Below are 17,660 nucleotides of genomic sequence, written 5' to 3'. Positions count from 1 at the left end.
GCCTCAGCGCCTCGGGGCCGGGATGTCGGCGCTCGGCGTCAACGCGTGGTTTCGACCGGCCACCGCCGGCATCAGCTTCTTGTCGGGCAGCGTGCGGTTGATTTCCACGCCCTTGCGGTAGTAGTTCTCGTCGACCACCGGATCGGGCGTGCGCAGGGCCAGCCACAGCGTGGTGAAGCTCGCGATCACCACCACGCCCGGCCCGCCGATCACCATCCACACCAGCGGAAAGCGGTACCAGGGCGGACAGGGGCGGATCGCGTCGTTCTCGTCGGTCATCATCGTCTCCTTGGACACCAGGGGGTTCATCGCGGGACCAGGAACACGGCCTTCTCGGACACGCTGCCCAGGCCGCCTTCCGCTCGGACATCGAAGTGCACCTTGTGCGAGCCGGCCGGTGCCGCGCCGTAGGGCAGCTGCAGCCGGACCGCCACCCAGCGCGACTGCGCCGGCGCGACCTCGACCACGGATTCCGAGGACACGTGCAGCCCTTCGAGGCCGCTTGCCTCGATCCGGTAGCGCTGCACCTGCTCGGTGGCATTCATGATCTGCAGGCGATAGACATTCTCGAGTTGGCCGCCCTCGACGATGCGCGCCAGCGACGCGCGATCGCGCACGACGTCGACCTTGAGCGGCGTGCGCGTCACCAGGCTGGCGAGCAGGCCGATGCACAGCACGCCCAATATCGTGGTGTAGATCAGCACCCGCGGCCGCAGCACGCGGCGCAGCACCTGCTGCGGCGTCCAGCGTCCGGCCATGCTGTTCTGGGTGGCATAGCGGATCAGGCCGCGCGGGGTCTCCATCTTGTCCATGACGATGTTGCAGGCGTCCACGCAGAGGCCGCAGCCGATGCATTCGAACTGCAGGCCCTGGCGGATATCGATCCCCGTCGGGCAGACCTGCACGCACAGCTTGCAGTCGATGCAGTGGCCGAGCGCCGGCGCCGCGGCTGCCCGCGCCTTGGCCGGCACGCCGCGCGGCTCTCCGCGCGCGGCGTCATAGCTGACGATCAGCGTGTCTCGGTCGAACATCGCGCTCTGGAAGCGCGCATAGGGGCACATGTACTTGCACACCTGCTCGCGCATGAAGCCGGCGTTGCCGTAGGTCGCAAAGCCGTAGAACAAGACCCAGAAGATTTCCCAGGAGCCCATGCGGGTCTGCAGGAACTCCATGGCCAGTTCGCGGATCGGCGTGAAGTAGCCGACGAAGGTGAAGCCGGTCCAGAGCCCGATCGAGATCCAGACCACATGCTTGAACCACTTCTTGACCAGCTTCTCGGTCGAGAAGTCGCCGCTGTCGAGTCGCATCCGCGCTATGCGGCTGCCTTCGATCTTCTCCTCGACCCACATGAAGATCTCGGTGTAGACGGTCTGCGGGCAGGCATAGCCGCACCACAGGCGGCCCGCCACCGCGGTGAACAGGAACAGCGAAAGGGCCGAGATCACCAGCAGCCCGGTCAGGTAGATCAGGTCCTGCGGATAGAGCACCAGTCCGAACAGGAAGAAGCGCCGCGCGCCGAGGTCGAACAGCACGGCCTGGCGCTGGCCCCACTCCAGCCACGGCAGTCCGTAGAACACCAGCTGCGTCGCGAACACCAACGCCCAGCGCCAGCGAGCGAAATAGCCGCTGACGCTGCGCGGATAGATCTTCTTGTGGGCCGCGTAGAGGCCGACGCCCTCCTCGACCGGCGCGATCGGAATCACGGTGCGCGGCGGCGGCGTCGGTCCGGGCAGGGAATCGCTCATGGGGACCTCAGGCCATCGCCTTCATTGCCCTGCGGCGGCCGACTTGTTGGACAGGCCCCAGACGTAGGCGGTCAGCACATGGATCTGTGCCTCGGTCAGGCGACCCTGCTGCGCCGGCATCTGGTTGGTCTTGCCGCCATTGATCATCGCGATGATCGCCTCCTGCCCGTAGCCGTGCAGCCAGATCTTGTCGGCCAGGTTCGGAGCACCCACCGCAGGGTTGCCGACGCCGCCGATGCCGTGGCAGGCCGCGCAGACCGTGAACTTGCTCTTGCCGAGTCCGGCGCGCACCGAGTCGTGCGGGCTGCCCGACAGGCTCAGCACGTAGTTGGCGAGGTTCTTGACGTCCTCGGCCGAACCGACCGCCTCGGCCATCGGCGGCATCACGCCGACGCGGCCGAGCGCGATGGTCTCGTGGATCTTCTCGGGCGTGCCGCCGTGCAGCCATTCGCCATCAGTCAGGTTCGGGAAGCCCTTGCTGCCGCGCGCATCCGAGCCGTGGCACTGCGCGCAGTTGTTGAGGAACAGGCGCTCGCCGATCGCCATCGCGCCGGCATCGCCGGCCAGGCGTTCGACCGGCTGGGCCGAGTAGGCGGCGTAGACCGGCGCCAGTTCGGCGTTGGCCCTCTCGACATCCTTGGCGTATTCGCCCTGGGTGCTCCAGGCGAGCGTGCCGCGGTAGCTGCCGAGGCCCGGGAACACCACCAGGTAGCCGATGCCGAACACGATGGTCAGCACGAACAGGCCCATCCACCAGCGCGGCAACGGGTTGTTCATCTCGCGCAAGTCTTCGTCCCAGACGTGGCCGGTGGTGTTGTCGGTGCTGGCCGGGCCGCGGAAGCGTGCGGTCAGCCACAGCAGCAGTGCGCAGGCCAGGATGCCGCCAAGCGAGATGGCGGTCACGAAGTGCGACCAGAAGTCGCTGGTGAAGTCACTCATGAGGGGTCCTCTTCGAAGGGGAGTCGTGCGGCCTCTTCGAAGGCCTTCGCGTTGCGGCGCGAATAGGCCCAAACCAGGATGCCCATGAAAGTGGCGAACGACGCCAGCGTGGCGGCGATCCGCAGGGTGGTGATGGTGTCCATCGTTGCGCTCCTACTTACTTGAGTGCGAGACCGAGCGACTGCAGGTACGCGACGATGGCGTCCATCTCGCTCTTGCCCTTGACCTCAGCCGGAGCGGCCGCGATCTGGGCGTCGGTGTAGGGAACGCCGACCCGGCGCAGCGCCGTCATGTGGGCGACCGACTCGGCGCCGTCGAGCGGCGTCTTCTCGAGCCAGGTGTAGGCAGGCATGTTCGACTCGGGCACCACGTCGCGCGGGTTGTTCAGGTGGATGCGCTGCCATTCGTCGCTGTACTTGCCGCCGACCCGGTGCAGGTCGGGCCCGGTGCGCTTGCTGCCCCACTGGAAGGGGTGGTCGTAGACGAATTCGCCGGCCACCGAGTAGTGGCCGTAGCGCAGCGTCTCGGCGCGGAACGGCCGGATCATCTGCGAGTGGCAGTTGTAGCAGCCCTCGCGCACGTAGATGTCGCGGCCCGCGAGTTGCAGCGGCGTCAGCGGCTGGACGCCGGTGACCGCTTCGGTGGTCGACTTCTGGAAGAACAGCGGCACGATCTCGACCAGGCCGCCGACCGCGATCACCAGCAGGATCAGCACGATCATCAGGAAGTTGTTGGTCTCGATCTTCTGGTGCGAGAAACCGGCCGGGGGGGTATTCGAACTCATGGTGTGTCCTCAGGCGTGGGCAATGGCGGGCTGCGGAATCGGCGACGGCTTGGAGAAGCCCGAGATCACCGTCATCCAGACATTCCATGCCATCACCAGCATGCCGCTCAGATACAGGACGCCGCCGAGCACGCGCACCACGTAATAGGGATAGGTCGCCTTGACTCCTTCGACGAAGGTGTAGGTCAGCGTGCCGTCGGCATTGATCGCGCGCCACATCAGGCCCTGCATCACGCCGGCGATCCACATTGCGGCGATGTACAACACGATGCCGATGGTCGCCATCCAGAAGTGCAACTCGATCGCCTTGACGCTGAACATCTCGGTGCGGCCGTACATGCGCGGGATCAGGTAGTAGAGCGCGCCCATCGAGATCAGGCCGACCCAGCCGAGCGCGCCGGAGTGCACGTGGCCGACGGTCCAGTCGGTGTAGTGCGAGAGCGCGTTGACGGTCTTGATCGACATCATCGGACCCTCGAAGGTCGACATGCCGTAGAAGGACAGCGAGACGATCAGGAAGCGCAGGATCGGGTCGGTGCGCAGCTTGTGCCAGGCGCCCGAGAGCGTCATCACGCCGTTGATCATGCCGCCCCAGCTGGGCGCCAGCAGGATCAGCGAGAACACCATGCCGATCGACTGCGTCCAGTCGGGCAGCGCCGTGTAGTGCAGATGGTGTGGGCCGGCCCACATGTAGGTGAAGATCAGCGCCCAGAAGTGCACGATCGAGAGCCGGTACGAGTACACCGGACGGCCCGCCTGCTTGGGCACGTAGTAGTACATCATCCCGAGGAAGCCGGCGGTGAGGAAGAAGCCGACCGCGTTGTGGCCGTACCACCACTGCACCATCGCGTCCTGCACGCCGGCGTAGGCCGAGTAGCTCTTCATCGCGCCGGCGGGGATCGCGGCGCTGTTGACGATGTGCAGCAGGGCCACCGCGATGATGAAGGCGCCGTAGAACCAGTTGGCCACGTAGATGTGGCGCACCTTGCGGATGCCGATGGTGCCGAAGAACACGATGGCATAGGCCACCCAGACAAGCGCGATCAGGATGTCGATCGGCCACTCGAGCTCGGCGTATTCCTTGCCGCTGGTGTAGCCCAGCGGCAGGCTGATGGCGGCGGCCACGATCACCGCCTGCCAGCCCCAGAACACGAACGAGGCCAGCGCCGGCGCGAACAGCCGGACCTGGCAGGTGCGCTGCACCACGTGGAAGCTGGTGGCAATCAGCGCGCAGCCGCCGAAGGCGAAGATCACCGCGTTGGTGTGCAGCGGCCGCAGCCGCCCGTAGCTGAGCCAGGGGATGCCGAAGTTGAGCTCGGGCCAGGCCAGCTGTGAGGCGATGATGACGCCCACCAGCATGCCGACCACACCCCAGACCACCGACATGAGAGCGAACTGTCGCACCACCGTGTCGCTGTAGACGGGCGCGGAAGGAGTTGGAGCATGCATCGCAGGGCCTTCATTGATGAAACGGGCACAGTGTCCCGGCACAGCGCGCGGGTGGGCTTGATGCAGGTCAATCGTTGCGCAGAATGCGCTCGCCTTCGCCCTCGACGTCGTCGAATTGGCCGCGGTCCACGGCCCACCAAAGACCGGCGAGGATGAACAGCACCAGCACAACCGAGAACGGGATCAGCAGGAACAGGATGTCCATTAGGCGGCCTCCGCTCCGAGCGGCCGGCGGGCCAGCCGCGCCGCGTTCAGCACCACGGCCAGCGAGCTCGCGGCCATCCCGAGCCCCGCGAGCCAGGGCGGCAGCCAGCCGGCGATCGCGAGCGGCACGCATACCGCGTTGTAGCCGGCCGCCCACCACAGGTTCTGACGCACCACCCGGAGGGTTTGCCGTGCCTGCGCGATGGCGCCGGGAATGACGCCCAGCGAATCGCCGAGGACGACGAAGTCGGCGTTGGCGCGCGCCAGTGGCACGGCGCGGCCGAAGGCGAAGGACGCATGCGCATGGGCCAGCACCGGCCCGTCGTTGAGGCCGTCGCCCACCACCGCGACGGCCCGCCCCTCGGCCTGCAGGTCCTTCAATCGGCGCAACTTGTCCTCGGGCGTGCAATCGCCGAGCGTCTGGGTGATGCCGGCGCGCTGCGCCACCTCGCGCGCCGCGGCGCCGCTGTCGCCCGACAGCAGCCACACCGACTGGCCCTGCGCGCCCAGCGCCGACACCGCCCCCGCGGCGTCCTCCCGAAGGTCCTCGGCCAGCACGAAGCTCGCGACCCAGCCCTGGTCGTCGCAGAGATGCACCTGGGCCGCCTCCACCTGCAGCGGCGGCACGCCGCAGAATGCGGCCGAGCCCAGGCGCAGGCGGCGCTCCGGCGCACCGGCGCCACGGCTCAGCGCGCCTTCGAGGCCCTCCCCCACACGCTCGGCGAGCCGCACCAGCGTCCAGTCCGGCGCCATCCGGTGCTGCTCGCTCCAGGCCCGGACCAATGCCCGCGACGCCGGATGCAGCGACTGCGCCGCCAGCGCGGCCGCGAGTTCGACCGCGTCGCCCGGCCGCACGCCCTTGCGGCTGTACACGCGATCGAGGCGCGGCGTGTCGCGGGTCAGCGTGCCGGTCTTGTCGAACACCACCGTGTCGACCGCGGCCAGCGCCTCGAGCGCCTGCAGGTTGCGCACCAGCACCCCGCCGCGCGCCAGCGTGCCCGCGCTCGCGAGCATCGCGGCCGGCGTGGCCAGCGACAGCGCACAGGGACAGGTCACGATCAGCACCGCCACCGCGACCATCAGCGCCTTGCCCGAATCGACCTGCCACCAGTACGCGGCGGCCGCTGCCGCCGCGACCAGCACCGCGAGCAGGAAGGGCCGCGCCGCGCGATCGGCCAGCTTCGCGAGCCTCGGCTTCTGCAGCGAAGCGCTTTCCATCAGGGCGACGATCTCCGCGAAGCGGGTGTCCGGACCGAGCGCCTCGACCCGCACCTCGACCATCGCGCCGACGTTGTGGCTGCCCGCCAGCACCCGGGCGCCGCAGGGACGCGCGACCGGCCGGGACTCGCCGGTGATCAGCGCCTCGTCGGCCGAGGTGTCGCCCGCGACCACGCGGCCGTCGGCCGGAAAGGCCTCGCCCGGCAGCACCCGCAGGATGTCGCCGACCACCAGCCGCCGCACAGCGACGCGCTCGAACTCGCCGTCGGCATCGCGCCGCAGCACGCTGTCGGGCAGCCGGTTCATCAAGGCATCGAGGGCGCCGGCGGTGCGATCGCGCAGCCGCGCCTCGAGCCAGCGGCCGGTCAGCAGGAAGAAGACGAACATCGTGAGCGAATCGAAATAGAGCTCGCGGCCGAGCGGCCCCTCGGGATGGAAGGTGGCCGAAGTGCCGACGATGAAGGTGATCGCGATGCCGAGCGCCACCGGCAGGTCCATGCCGATGCGGCGCTGCCGCAGGTCGCGCCAGGCGCTGCGGAAGAAGGGGCCGCAGGAAAAGATCAGCACCGGCAGCGTCAGCACCCACGAGGCCCAGCGCAGCAGCTGGGCGGCGTCCGGCGTCATGTCGCCGGGCTGTGCGATGTAGGCCGGGTAGGCGTACATCATGACCTGCATCATGCAGAAGCCCGCCACCAGCCAGCGCCAGAGCGCGAGCCGCGCCTCTCGGGCCCGCCGCGCGCTCGCCAGCATGTCGGCGGCCGGCACCAGGCGGTAGCCCGCCGAATCGGAGGCAGAGAACCAGCGCGATGGCTTGACTGTCGCCGCCGACCAAACCACGCGGGCCCGCCGGCTGGCCGCATTGACTTCGRCCGAGAGCACGCCCGGCACCTGCCTCAGCGCCGCCTCGACCGTGAACGCGCAGGCCGCGCAGTGAATGCCCTCGACCACGACCTGCGACTCCCAGCGGGACGCGGCGGCATCGCCGTCGTCTAGCGCGCGCCCGAAACCCGGCCATTCGGCCGGATCGTCCAGCACCGACCAGGCCGACTGCGGCGCGGCAGGCAAGCCCGGGGCGCGAGAGAGCACAGCTTCCATGCCCCGAGGCTAGCGGGCGCAGCCGGCGGGAGATTGACCCAAATCAAGGGAGGCTCAGAAACGGTACCCCACGCCGACGCCGAACAGCCAGGGGTCGATCTTCACCGTGGTGAGCCTCTGGCCCAGACGGCTCACATCGGAACGGATCTGCACCTTCTTGACGTCGAAGTTCAGGAACACATTTTTGGCGACCGCGATGTCCACGCCGCCGCCGACGGCCAGGCCGAAGCTGCTGTTCTCGAGGTCGAGGCGGCCGACCGTGGGCACCACCAGGTAGTTCAGGCCGGCACCGACATAGGGAGAATCGTCGCGTCGGGCTGGAAGTGGTATTGCAGCATCATTGTCGGCGGCAAGTGCTTGAAGGTGCCGATGTCGACCGGGCCGCCCAGCGCGCTCGGCTGCACCGTCACCGTCTGCTTCTGCGGCACGGTCAGCACCAGTTCGGCGGCGATGTTCGGCGTGAAGAAGTAGGTGATGTCGACTTCGGGGATGGTCTTGTCATTGACGTGATTGCATTGGCCGGCACTCCCAGCGAAGGAATCGGATCGGACTTGTTGGCCGTATCGATGCGCAGCGCGGGCGCGCACGAGCCAGTTGCCCTGTGCTTCCTGAGCCGCTGCGGGGGAGGACACACAAGGTGCCGAGGGCGGCGCCGATCAGTGCGCGCTTGAGATTGCTGCCAACCATTCTTTTTTGCTTCTCCAGTGATGGCCGACCTACGAAGTCGACACTGGAGGCAGTGTCGGCCGCGGCTCGCCGCAGCGCCCTTGATCTGGGGCAACACGACGGTTGCCGCCGAGAACGGAAGTGGAGGCTCACTGCGACGATGTTGACGCAGGTCATTGAACGGCAGCGGACAGGCTCGACAATGAAGTCCGCGCTGCGCAAGGTGCGCGGCCCGCCTGTTTCTGTTTCTTTCCCTGGGGAACCCTTCAATGCTTCATCACCGTCTCGCCGCCCTCGCCGTGCTGGCCCTCGCCTCCGCTCCCGTCTTCGCCGCCGATTGCGCGGTCGAGATCGAAGGCAACGATGCCATGCAATTCAACAAGGCCGTGATCGAGGTCAGCCAGAGCTGCAAGGAATTCAAGGTCAAGCTCAAGCACAGCGGCAAGATGCCCGCGCAGGCCATGGGTCACAACTGGGTTCTGGTCAAGACCGCCGATGTCCAGGCGGTCGCCGCCGACGGCATTGCCGCCGGCCTGCCGCAGAACTACGTCAAGGCCGGCGATGCGCGCGTCGTGGCCCAYACGAAGATCGTCGGCGGCGGCGAGACCGACAGCGTCGGCTTCTCGCCGGCCAAGCTCACGGCCGGCGAAAGCTACACCTACTTCTGCTCCTTCCCCGGCCACTCCGGGCTCATGAAGGGCACGCTCAAGTTGGTCAAGTAGCCGCGGGGCTTTCACGAAACCCCCTTCAGGGCGTATCGTGACAGCCCAACCTCAAATACTGGAGATAGTGCAATGGCCACCAGCAAGTCGAGCACCACTGCCGCCAAGAAGCCCCGCGCCGGGGGCATCCCCACGCCGGCCGATGTCCAGGATGCCTTCATCAAGCCGCTCAAGGGCATGGCCGAGCGGCTGCAGGACCTGCCGCTGGCCGGTGCTGCTGGCGCCATCGTCGAGAGCGGGCGCAAGGACCTACAGGCGCTGGTGAAGGCCAACGAGAAGTCCTACCAGGGCTTGCAGGCCGTGGTGCAGCGCCAGACCGAGATGCTCAAGACCACGATCGAGGAATGGCAGGGCACCGTGAAGGGTCTGTCGGGCAACGACCCGCGCGAGGGCTTCGCCAAGCTCGATGCCATGGGCAAGGCGGCCTTCAAGCAGGCGCTGGACGACATTCGCGAACTGTCGGAGATGGCCGCGAAGTCGCAGTCCGACGCCTTCGAAGTGGTGCGGCAGCGAATTCGCGACAACGTCGACGAGGTCAGCAAGCTGTTGCAGCCGCGCAAATAGGGCGCCCCGTTGGGCGGAACGGGTGTTTGTCCTGCGCAATATCGAGAAATAGGTCCGTGACTGATTGCGCAGGAAGCGTACATTGGAGCGATTCCTCAGCGATTGGAACGAACCCGCATGGCCTCGAATTCTCAGACGCGCATCTCCGCCAGGGCGGCCGAAGAAGCCGCCTCCCGCGAACGACTCCGGCAGGCCCTGCCCGGCACGGTCGGCCACCTGCAGAACCACCAGGCCGACCGCATCGACGACCGCGACATCGATGCCTACGTCCGGCTCAACTGGCTCGAATGGCATGGCGGCGGGCTGCGGCTCACCATCACCGGGCGCAACGTCTGCGCCCAGCTCGCGCCCTCCGCAGCCTGAGCCCGGCCGCCCTTACTGGCCGACGATGATCTGCGCGATCAGGCCGGTCGCAACGGCGGCCAGCACGAAGTCGCCGCCCACGCCGACCCACTGGTAGCCGCGTTGCGGCTGCTGCAGATGGTGCCCACGCCAGTCATTCACGACGTACTGGCGTCCCCTGTATTCGCTCGGCACGCGACCCCCGCGGCGCCACTCTGCATGCGGGTGGGGACTGCGATGCTCGAACTGGCGACCCGGACGGTCGTCGGGGCGATAGCCGTTCGAGCGGTAGTCGCCGCGCTCATCGGGGCGCCCGCGGTCGTAGCCCGCCGCGCCTTCGTGGTGCTGCTGTTGCGGCGCGAAGCGGTCGCCGCGATCGAAGCGGGAATCCTGTGCGAAGGCGCTTCCCGCCATGCACATCGCGAGCGCTGCGGCGGCAACGGCCATGCTCTTTGAATGAATCATTTTCGGAACTCCTTCTGCGTTGATGAGGAGTCCAGTGTGGAAGGCGCATGTATCGCGCATCCCCGGCGCGTGTACGCGGCACGTGAAGCCAGGTAAAGCCCGGGCGACAGGTCCGCTGCCCTGCGTCAGGGTGAGTTGCCCTGGGGGCCGACCGCCGGTGCGGCCCGCGCGTGGCTGCCCTTCGGCGTGATCTTGCGGCCCAGGGCCTCGCCCCAGCGGCGTACCGGGGCGCTGGCACGCTCGGCCGTGTGGTCGACGCCGCGCCGGGTCGCATCGGCACCGTGCGTGATGCCGCGGCCGGCGGCATCGCTGCCACGCTCGATGCCGCTGAGGACCTTGCTGTCTTTCACTTGCGCCTTGTTGTCCGCGCCCTGAGCGGACAAAGGCAGCACGGCGAGAGCGCCCATCAAGGCGCAGGCCGCGCCGGCGAGGCGGGCGCGGGGAGATTGGATCATGTTCATTCGTTGGCTTTCCTTCGGGGGTCTCGGGTTCAGTCCTGGCGCTCGTCGGCGGCTCGGGCCATGCGCTCGCTCTTCCAGTAGACATCGTCGCCGCCATCGACCCGGTTGAGGACCCGTGCCAGCACGAACAGCAAGTCGCTCAGCCGGTTCAGATAGTGCCGCAGCGCGGCGTTGAGCTCCGCCTCCGCACCCAGCGCCACCACCGCGCGCTCGGCGCGCCGGGCCACCGTGCGGCAGACATGTGCCTGCGAAGCGGCACGGGTGCCCGCTGGCAGGATGAATTCGGCCAGCCGCGGCAGGGCTGCGTTGTGCTCGGCCAGCGCATTGTCGAGCTGTAATACCGCCTCGGCCTTGAGCAGCGTGTAGCCCGGCATCGAGAGCTCGCCGCCCAGGTTGAAGAGCTGGTGCTGGACGTCGACCAGCAGCTCGCGCACGGCGGCCGGCATCGGCTCGCACAGCAGCACGCCGATGTGCGAGTTGAGTTCGTCGACGTCGCCCATCGCGTGCACGCGCAGATGGTCCTTGGGGACGCGGGTGTTGTCGCCGAGGCCGGTGCTGCCGTCGTCGCCGGTGCGGGTTGCGATCTGTGTCAGGCGGTTGCCCATGGATGTCTCTCTCGTGCGGGTTGGGGGTGCGGTTCGTAGAATGTTAGACCCTTCAGGAGACCGCGCCCCATGAACGCCCCGACCGCCCCCTCCCAATTCACGCCCGAGATCGCGCTGCGTGCGGTGCCCGACGCGCTGATCGCCTCCCTGAAGACCCGCTTCGGCGAGCGCTGCTCGACCGCGCTGGCCGTGCGCACGCAGCACGGCCGAGACGAATCCTCCTTCGATGCGCCGCCGCCTTCGGCGGTGGTCTTCGCCGAGAGCACCGAGGACGTCGCCGATGCGGTGAAGCTGGCCGGCGAGCACAGCGTGCCGGTGATCCCCTTCGGCGTCGGCTCCTCGCTCGAAGGCCACCTGTTGGCGGTGCAGGGCGGCATCAGCATCGACGTCAGCCGCATGAACCGCGTGCTGTCGATCAACGCCGACGACCTGACGGTGACCGTGCAGCCCGGCGTCACGCGCAAGCAGCTCAACGAGGAGATCAAGAGCACCGGGCTGTTCTTCCCGATCGACCCGGGCGCCGACGCCTCGATCGGCGGGATGGCGGCCACGCGCGCGAGCGGCACCAACGCCGTTCGCTACGGCACCATGCGCGAGAACGTGCTGGCGCTCGAGGTGGTGACGGCCGACGGCGAAGTGATCCGCACCGGCACCAGGGCCAAGAAGTCCTCGGCCGGCTACGACCTGACCCGGCTCATGGTCGGCAGCGAGGGCACCCTGGGCGTGATCACCGAAGTCACGCTGCGGATCTATCCGCTGCCCGAGGCGGTGTCGGCCGCGATCTGCTCGTTCCCGAGCATCGAGGCCGCGGTGCGGACCACGATCGAGATCATCCAGCTCGGCGTGCCGATCGCGCGGGTCGAGCTGATCGACGTCAACACGGTGCGGATGGTCAACTCCTACGCCAAGCTTGGCCTGCGCGAAGAACCGATGCTGCTGATGGAGTTCCACGGCTCGCCGGCCGGCGTCAAGGAGCAGGCCGAGACGGTGCAGGAACTGGCCAGCGGCCATGGCGGCAAGGCCTTCGAATGGGCCAGCACGCCCGAGGAACGCACCCGCCTCTGGACCGCGCGGCACAACAGCTACTTMGCGGCGGTGCAGTCGCGTCCGGGTTGTCGCGTGATCTCCACCGACACCTGCGTACCGATCTCACGGCTGGCCGACTGCCTGCTCGAATCGGTGGCCGAGGCCGACGCCAGCGGCATCCCCTACTTCCTGGTCGGCCACGTGGGCGACGGCAACTTCCACTTCGGCTATCTGCTCGACCCGAACATTCCGGAGGAGCGCGTGACCGCCGAGAAACTCAACCACGCGCTGGTGTCGCGCGCCCTCGCGCTCGAAGGCACCTGCACCGGCGAACACGGCGTCGGCCTGCACAAGATGGGCTTCCTGGTGACCGAGGCCGGCGCCGGCGCGGTCGACATGATGCGCACCATCAAGCGCGCGCTCGACCCCAAGAACATCATGAATCCCGGCAAGATCTTCACGGTCTGACTCCCCCCAGGTTGCCCGGACACGAAGTGCCGAGCAACCTAGGGGCGAGCTACTTCTTCCTTGCAGGCTGTGGAGCGGAGGTCTGCGACGGTGGGGCGGCGCCATCGACGCTCAGGCGGCCGCCGCCGCCGAGGCCCTGGCCCTTCACCGTCTGCGCCTTGTAGTTGCGCAGCGAGACCACCATCTGGTTGAAGGCATCCATGAAGGCGGCGCTGATCACCTTGCCCTGGGCCGTGTTGGTGTAGCCGCCCAGCGCAGCCCCGCCGCTGCCGCCGAAGACCGTGCCGAAGGCGCCGAAATCGGTCTTCGAGGCGCTTCCCTCCGAGGCCGCGACCTGCACCCCGGACCGGTTGTCGATCAGCGTCAACAACGCGCTGGCCTCCTTCGTCTGCATGTTGCCGCCGACCGCCGATAGCACGCCGCTGTAGCGGCCGCCGACCAGCCCGCCGAGCGCACCGCCGACACCCCCAGCGTTCTGGTTGCTGAAGACGATCTCGGGCGACAAACCGTAGTCGGAGGCGACCATCTGGCCGCCGCCGAAGTTGCTGCCCTGCCGCATCTCGCCCGACTGCGACAACTGGCGCTCGCGCGACATGGCGTTCATCCCCGCGGCGCCGCGCTCGACCACCACGAAGCAGTTCGATTGCTGGACCAACAGCCTCAGCAGGTTGGCGGTCGGAGGCAGCTTGTATTCATTGCGCAGGATCGTGTACCAGCCGGCCGACTGGTTCTCGATCAAAGACACCGTGCCCAGCGGGGCCTCGCACTTCTCGAGTGCGCCGCTGGTGTTGGCGCTGGCACTGCCCGCGGCGCTGCCGGTGGCCACCGTCTTGGCGCTCTGGCTGCCCATCTGCATGTCGGTGGTCTGGCAGGCGGTGAGCAGCAGCGCACCCGCGGCCACGGCGCCCAGAGGCCAGTTGAGGTGTCCCATATGCTTTCCCTCTTAGAACTTTTACATTAAAAAAGTTGTAGCGGGAGCATAGGACGGGTAACTGGTTGAATCAATTCAACCAGAAGCATGGGCCGCCGAAACGCGCGGCCTAGGCCGTTTGGCGGATCCGGTCGATCAGGCCGTTGAGCGCATCCAGCGAACCGAAGTGGATGGCGAGTTCGCCGCGCTCCTCCAACTTGCCGCCACGCCGGGTGCGCTTCCTGATGCGGACTTCGACCTCGGCCGCCAGCAGGTCGGCGAGTTCTTCCTCGACGCGCAGCAGGTCGCGCGACTTCTCGGCGTTGCCGCGTCGCGGCGACGGCGTGAGGCTGAACTCGGCCGCGAGCCTCTTGACCAGGGCCTCGGCCTCGCGAACCGACATCTTCCTGGCGGCGATCTGGTTGGCCGCGGTGATCTGCGTGCCCTTGTCGAGCGACAGCAGCGCGCGGGCGTGGCCCATGTCGATGTCGCCGGCCATCAGCATGGCTTGGGCAGGCTCGGCCAGGTTCAACAGGCGCAGTAGGTTGCTGGCCGCGCTGCGGGAGCGCCCCACGGCCTGCGCCGCGGATTCGTGAGTAAGTCCAAACTCTTGCACCAGCCTTTGCAAACCCTGGGCTTCTTCGAGCGGATTGAGGTCCTCGCGCTGAATGTTCTCGATCAGTGACATGGCCGCGGCGGCCTCGTCGGGCACGTCACGCACCAGCACCGGCACGCTTTCGAGGCCGGCCAGGCCGGCCGCGCGGAAGCGGCGCTCGCCCGCGATGATCTCAAATTCGGCCCTCTTCTCGCGCGCCGCATCGGCGTCCAGCCGGCGCACCAGGATCGGTTGCATGATGCCCTGCGCCTTGATGCTCTCGGCCAACTCGTAGAGCGCGCCCTCGTCCATCCGGGTGCGCGGCTGGTAGACGCCCGGCACCATCTGTTCGAGCAGGAGCGTGGTTGGGTTCGGCGACACCGAGTCGTCGTTGACCGCGTTGTCCGCGCCATTGAAGGTCGGGCCCAGCAGGGCCTCAAGGCCGCGGCCGAGGCCCTTGGGTTTCTTCGTCGCCATTGAGGTCATTGGTCTTTCAGTAGGTCGTTCAGCAATTCGCGGCCTTCGGGCCAGTCGCCCAGGCCGGATTCGCTGTTGATGTGCCCGCGGGCACCGGCATCGATGAAACGTGCACCCCAGTCGGCCGCCAGCTGGCGGGAACGTCCCGCCTCGCAGTAGGGGTCGTCATGGGCGGCAATCATCAGCGACGGGAATGGCAGCCGGCGGCGCACGATCGGCGCCCAGCCCGGGATCATCTGGCGGAGGTCGTCGCGCTCGACGTCGCCTGGCGCCACCAGTAGCGCCGCCCGCACCTTGCGGGTGTGAGGGGAGTGGGCGGCCCAGGCCGCTACCAGGATGCACCCGAGGCTGTGCGCCGCCAGAGCGACCGCGCCCGGGGCCGCGAGCACTTCTTCCTCGAGCCGGGCGCACCAGTCGCCGCGCAAGGGCCGCATCCAGTCGTGCTGCTCGACCCGATGATCGCCGTGGACCGCCTCCCAGAGGCTTTGCCAGTGGCCTGGGTCGCTGTTCTGCCAGCCGGGCAGCAGCAGGATCGTCGGCGCGCTCAAGGGCCATCCGGCATCTGTACCGCCACGGGCGGCGCGTCCATCGGGGCCGGCACCGGCGGCGCGGCCGCCTCGGAGGCCAGCGCGCTGGCCGGAGGCATCTTCTCGACCAGTTCCTGCGCGAAGGCAACAAAAGCCAGGCTGCCCTTGGCCAGCGGGTCGAACACTACGCCCGGCAGCCCGTAGCTCGGCGCTTCCGCCAGCCGCACGTTGCGCGGGATCACGGTGTCGAACACCTTCTCGCGAAAATGGGCCTTGAGCTGCTCGCTGACCTGTTGCTGCAGCGTGATCCGGGGGTCGAACATCACGCGCAGCAAGCCGATGATCTGCAAGTTCTTGTTGAGGTTGGCGTGCACCTGCTTGATGGTGTTGACCAGGTCGGTCAGGCCTTCGAGCGCGAAGTACTCGCACTGCATCGGAACGATCACGCCGTGGGCAGCGCACAGGCCGYTGAGGGTCAGCAGGCTCAGGCTGGGTGGGCAATCGATCAGTATGAAGTCGTACTCGGCGCCGACCGCGGCCAAGGCCGTGCGCAGGCGCTTCTCGCGCCGGTCGAGTGCCACCATCTCGACCTCCGCGCCAGCCAATTCGCGGTTGGCACCGAGGATGTCATAGCCGCACTTTTCGGAGCTGACGCGCGCTTCGGCCACGGACGCCGACTCGATCAGGACGTCGTAGACCGTGGTTTCCAATTGGCGCTTGTCGACGCCGGAGCCCATGGTGGCGTTGCCCTGCGGGTCGAGATCGATCATGAGGACCCGCTGGCCGACTTTGGCCAGGCCGGCCGCGAGGTTCACGGTGGTCGTGGTCTTGCCGACGCCGCCCTTCTGGTTCGCAATGCAAAAAATCTTGGCCATGCTTATCTTGAAATGGCCAGCTTGAAGCCGAAGGCGATCAGGAAGACGCCGGCCAGCTTGGCCAACGCGCCGGAGATTCGTGGGTTGGCACGAAGCCGCTCCGCGAGGAAATAGGTCAGAAGCGTCACGATCAGCCCGTACAAGAAGGTCAGGAAGGCAATCGTGGCGGCCATCGCGCCGAAGGTCGCCAGGCCCTGGTGGCGGGTGGGATCGATGAACAGCGGGAAGAAGGCCATGTAGAACACGATGGCCTTGGGGTTCAACAGCGTGATCGTGACGGCCTGCTGAAAGTACTGCCGGGGCCGGATATTCAGGATGGGCGCCGCACCGGGCTTGGCCCGGATCATCTTGTAGCCGAGCCAGGCCAGATAGGCCGCGCCCAGCCACTGCACGGCGCTGAAGGCGGCCGGGTAGGCGGCCAGCAAGGCGGCGACGCCGGCCACGGCGGCCCACATCAGCACCTGGTCGCCGGCAATCACACCGAAGGTGGCGGCCAAGCCACCGCGAACCCCGCCTTTGCCGGTCGAGGTGATCAGTGCGAGGTTGCCAGGCCCGGGAATCGCAAGKAAAAGAATGATGGCCGCGACGAATGCGCCGTAGTCAGCGATGCCGAACATGGAAAGTGCCTCAAAATGGAGTGCGTCGAGTCTAAGCGAGGTCGACGCGCAAAGCGCTGATCAGTCGCCGAGTTTTCGCATCCAGACGATGCATCTCTCGGCATCGAGGCCGGGAACCGTCAGTTGTTCCACGTGAAACACTTCGCAATCCGCGGAGAGTTGAGCGACTTCATCGTCCGGCGCCCTGCCCTTCATGGCCATCCAGATGCCTTTCGGCGCCAGCAAGTGATGCGAGCCCTGGACGAAATCAGCCAGTGAGGCAAAGGCGCGAGAGCTGATCAGCTCGTAGCTGCCCGAGAGCGTCTCGACGCGAGCGTGCAGGCCTCGGAGATTCTTCAGCCGCAGTTCCGAGGCCACTTGCTGGACAAAGGCCGCCTTCTTCGCCACCGCGTCGAGGCAGGTGACCTGGATGTCGTCCCGCAGGATCGCGATCACCACGCCTGGCAATCCAGCCCCTGCCCCAACGTCCAGAAGATTCGCTCCGCCTGCACACTCGCGCCGAAGCGGCTCGATCACGGAGAGGCTGTCGAGCAGATGGTGCGTCAAGACGCTCGCCGGATCCCTCAGTGCGGTAAGGTTGTAGACCTTGTTCCACTTCAGGATGAGCGCACCGTAAGCCACCAGGCGCTCGCACTGCAAATCGCTCAGGCTCAGGCCCAAGTCGCGAGCGCCCTCTCGCAGTCGTTCTTCCTGGCTCATTCGGCGGTCGGCGATTCTGCGGCCTCAGCCGTGTCGCGCACGAAGGCTTGATGCCCGCCCTTGCGAAGATGAATCATCAGCAGCGAGATCGCCGCGGGCGTCACGCCTGAAATGCGGGACGCCATTCCCAGGGTCTCGGGCCGATGCTTCGACAGCTTCTGCCGCACTTCGAAGCTCAGGGCCTTGACCTGGCCATAGTCGAAGGAA

General features: G+C 67.4%; 21 protein-coding genes and 2 pseudogenes. 4 read left to right on the top strand and 19 right to left on the bottom strand.

Features of this window, described 5'->3' with window-relative positions; genetic code table 11:
- Positions 1-3: 3 nt before the first annotated feature.
- The 9 genes and pseudogenes from AC1DY5_RS03440 to AC1DY5_RS03400 form a co-directional block, all read right to left on the bottom strand.
- Positions 4-309: a FixH family protein gene (locus AC1DY5_RS03440; RefSeq protein WP_478108515.1), complete on the bottom strand. Its 306-nt coding sequence runs from the start codon at positions 307-309 to the stop codon at positions 4-6.
- The gene (gene ccoG, locus AC1DY5_RS03435) at positions 306-1,745 is read right to left on the bottom strand and encodes a cytochrome c oxidase accessory protein CcoG (protein WP_478108513.1); all 1,440 of its coding nucleotides are present in this window, start codon (positions 1,743-1,745) and stop codon (positions 306-308) included. Before ccoG ends, AC1DY5_RS03440 begins: the two co-directional genes overlap by 4 nt.
- A gap of 21 nt (positions 1,746-1,766) precedes the next feature.
- Positions 1,767-2,684 (bottom strand): cytochrome-c oxidase, cbb3-type subunit III, encoded by a 918-nt coding sequence (ccoP, locus tag AC1DY5_RS03430; RefSeq protein ID WP_478108511.1) that lies wholly within the window; start codon positions 2,682-2,684, stop codon positions 1,767-1,769.
- Positions 2,681-2,827: a cbb3-type cytochrome oxidase subunit 3 gene (locus AC1DY5_RS03425; protein ID WP_478108508.1), complete on the bottom strand. Its 147-nt coding sequence runs from the start codon at positions 2,825-2,827 to the stop codon at positions 2,681-2,683. The genes ccoP and AC1DY5_RS03425 overlap by 4 nt, the downstream gene beginning before the upstream one ends.
- A 14-nt stretch (positions 2,828-2,841) precedes the next feature.
- A complete protein-coding gene (gene ccoO / locus AC1DY5_RS03420; RefSeq protein WP_478108506.1) occupies positions 2,842-3,468 on the bottom strand; it encodes a cytochrome-c oxidase, cbb3-type subunit II in 627 nt (208 codons plus the stop codon).
- Positions 3,469-3,477: 9 nt separating this feature from the next.
- Positions 3,478-4,917 (bottom strand): cytochrome-c oxidase, cbb3-type subunit I, encoded by a 1,440-nt coding sequence (gene ccoN, locus AC1DY5_RS03415; protein WP_478108502.1) that lies wholly within the window; start codon positions 4,915-4,917, stop codon positions 3,478-3,480.
- A 67-nt stretch (positions 4,918-4,984) separates the two neighbouring features.
- Entirely contained in the window at positions 4,985-5,122 is a 138-nt protein-coding gene (gene ccoS, locus AC1DY5_RS03410) for a cbb3-type cytochrome oxidase assembly protein CcoS (RefSeq protein ID WP_286372281.1), read from the bottom strand.
- On the bottom strand, positions 5,122-7,434 hold the full coding sequence (locus AC1DY5_RS03405) for a heavy metal translocating P-type ATPase (RefSeq protein ID WP_478108497.1): 2,313 nt from the start codon (positions 7,432-7,434) through the stop codon (positions 5,122-5,124). The genes ccoS and AC1DY5_RS03405 overlap by 1 nt, the downstream gene beginning before the upstream one ends.
- A gap of 54 nt (positions 7,435-7,488) precedes the next feature.
- Positions 7,489-8,021 (bottom strand): annotated as a pseudogene (locus AC1DY5_RS03400) (OmpW/AlkL family protein).
- Positions 8,022-8,369: 348 nt separating this feature from the next.
- On the opposite strand from AC1DY5_RS03400, the gene azu reads away from it, so the two are divergent.
- The 3 genes from azu (at position 8,370) to AC1DY5_RS03385 (ending at position 9,749) form a co-directional block, all read left to right on the top strand.
- The gene (gene azu, locus AC1DY5_RS03395; RefSeq protein ID WP_478108493.1) at positions 8,370-8,822 is read left to right on the top strand and encodes an azurin; all 453 of its coding nucleotides are present in this window, start codon (positions 8,370-8,372) and stop codon (positions 8,820-8,822) included.
- A gap of 72 nt (positions 8,823-8,894) precedes the next feature.
- Positions 8,895-9,386 carry a TIGR01841 family phasin gene (phaP, locus tag AC1DY5_RS03390; protein WP_478108489.1) on the top strand — a complete coding sequence of 164 codons (492 nt, stop codon included), beginning with the start codon at positions 8,895-8,897 and terminating at the stop codon, positions 9,384-9,386.
- Positions 9,387-9,503: 117 nt separating this feature from the next.
- Positions 9,504-9,749: a hypothetical protein gene (locus AC1DY5_RS03385; protein WP_478108485.1), complete on the top strand. Its 246-nt coding sequence runs from the start codon at positions 9,504-9,506 to the stop codon at positions 9,747-9,749.
- Between the two features lie 12 nt (positions 9,750-9,761).
- Here the strand turns inward: AC1DY5_RS03385 and AC1DY5_RS03380 are convergent, their stop codons facing one another.
- From AC1DY5_RS03380 to AC1DY5_RS03370, 3 genes are all read right to left on the bottom strand, one after another.
- Positions 9,762-10,193, bottom strand: coding sequence for an RcnB family protein (locus tag AC1DY5_RS03380; RefSeq protein WP_478108481.1), 432 nt, complete (start codon positions 10,191-10,193; stop codon positions 9,762-9,764).
- 125 nt (positions 10,194-10,318) lie between these two features.
- Positions 10,319-10,654 carry a hypothetical protein gene (locus AC1DY5_RS03375; RefSeq protein WP_478108479.1) on the bottom strand — a complete coding sequence of 112 codons (336 nt, stop codon included), beginning with the start codon at positions 10,652-10,654 and terminating at the stop codon, positions 10,319-10,321.
- A 29-nt stretch (positions 10,655-10,683) separates the two neighbouring features.
- Entirely contained in the window at positions 10,684-11,259 is a 576-nt protein-coding gene (locus AC1DY5_RS03370; RefSeq protein ID WP_478108477.1) for a cob(I)yrinic acid a,c-diamide adenosyltransferase, read from the bottom strand.
- A 69-nt stretch (positions 11,260-11,328) separates the two neighbouring features.
- On the opposite strand from AC1DY5_RS03370, the gene AC1DY5_RS03365 reads away from it, so the two are divergent.
- Positions 11,329-12,753: an FAD-binding oxidoreductase gene (locus tag AC1DY5_RS03365; RefSeq protein WP_478108475.1), complete on the top strand. Its 1,425-nt coding sequence runs from the start codon at positions 11,329-11,331 to the stop codon at positions 12,751-12,753.
- A 49-nt stretch (positions 12,754-12,802) separates the two neighbouring features.
- Here the strand turns inward: AC1DY5_RS03365 and AC1DY5_RS03360 are convergent, their stop codons facing one another.
- From AC1DY5_RS03360 to gidA, 7 genes and pseudogenes are all read right to left on the bottom strand, one after another.
- Positions 12,803-13,684 carry a CsgG/HfaB family protein gene (locus AC1DY5_RS03360; RefSeq protein WP_478108473.1) on the bottom strand — a complete coding sequence of 294 codons (882 nt, stop codon included), beginning with the start codon at positions 13,682-13,684 and terminating at the stop codon, positions 12,803-12,805.
- 109 nt (positions 13,685-13,793) lie between these two features.
- A complete protein-coding gene (locus tag AC1DY5_RS03355; protein WP_478108469.1) occupies positions 13,794-14,735 on the bottom strand; it encodes a ParB/RepB/Spo0J family partition protein in 942 nt (313 codons plus the stop codon).
- Between the two features lie 5 nt (positions 14,736-14,740).
- On the bottom strand, positions 14,741-15,283 hold the full coding sequence (locus AC1DY5_RS03350; RefSeq protein ID WP_478108466.1) for an RBBP9/YdeN family alpha/beta hydrolase: 543 nt from the start codon (positions 15,281-15,283) through the stop codon (positions 14,741-14,743).
- Positions 15,280-16,137 (bottom strand): ParA family protein, encoded by an 858-nt coding sequence (locus AC1DY5_RS03345; protein WP_478108463.1) that lies wholly within the window; start codon positions 16,135-16,137, stop codon positions 15,280-15,282. Before AC1DY5_RS03345 ends, AC1DY5_RS03350 begins: the two co-directional genes overlap by 4 nt.
- Positions 16,138-16,139: 2 nt before the next feature.
- The gene (locus tag AC1DY5_RS03340; protein ID WP_478108460.1) at positions 16,140-16,754 is read right to left on the bottom strand and encodes a LysE family transporter; all 615 of its coding nucleotides are present in this window, start codon (positions 16,752-16,754) and stop codon (positions 16,140-16,142) included.
- A 60-nt stretch (positions 16,755-16,814) separates the two neighbouring features.
- On the bottom strand, positions 16,815-17,453 hold the full coding sequence (gene rsmG, locus AC1DY5_RS03335; RefSeq protein ID WP_478108457.1) for a 16S rRNA (guanine(527)-N(7))-methyltransferase RsmG: 639 nt from the start codon (positions 17,451-17,453) through the stop codon (positions 16,815-16,817).
- Positions 17,450-17,660, bottom strand: a pseudogene (gene gidA / locus AC1DY5_RS03330) (tRNA uridine-5-carboxymethylaminomethyl(34) synthesis enzyme MnmG); the annotation flags it as partial. The gene rsmG and the pseudogene gidA, both read right to left, overlap by 4 nt.

Source organism: Variovorax sp. P4_D9, from assembly GCF_056401695.1.
Note: the sequence above shows the minus strand (reverse complement) of the source record. Positions and strands in the feature narration are given on the sequence as shown.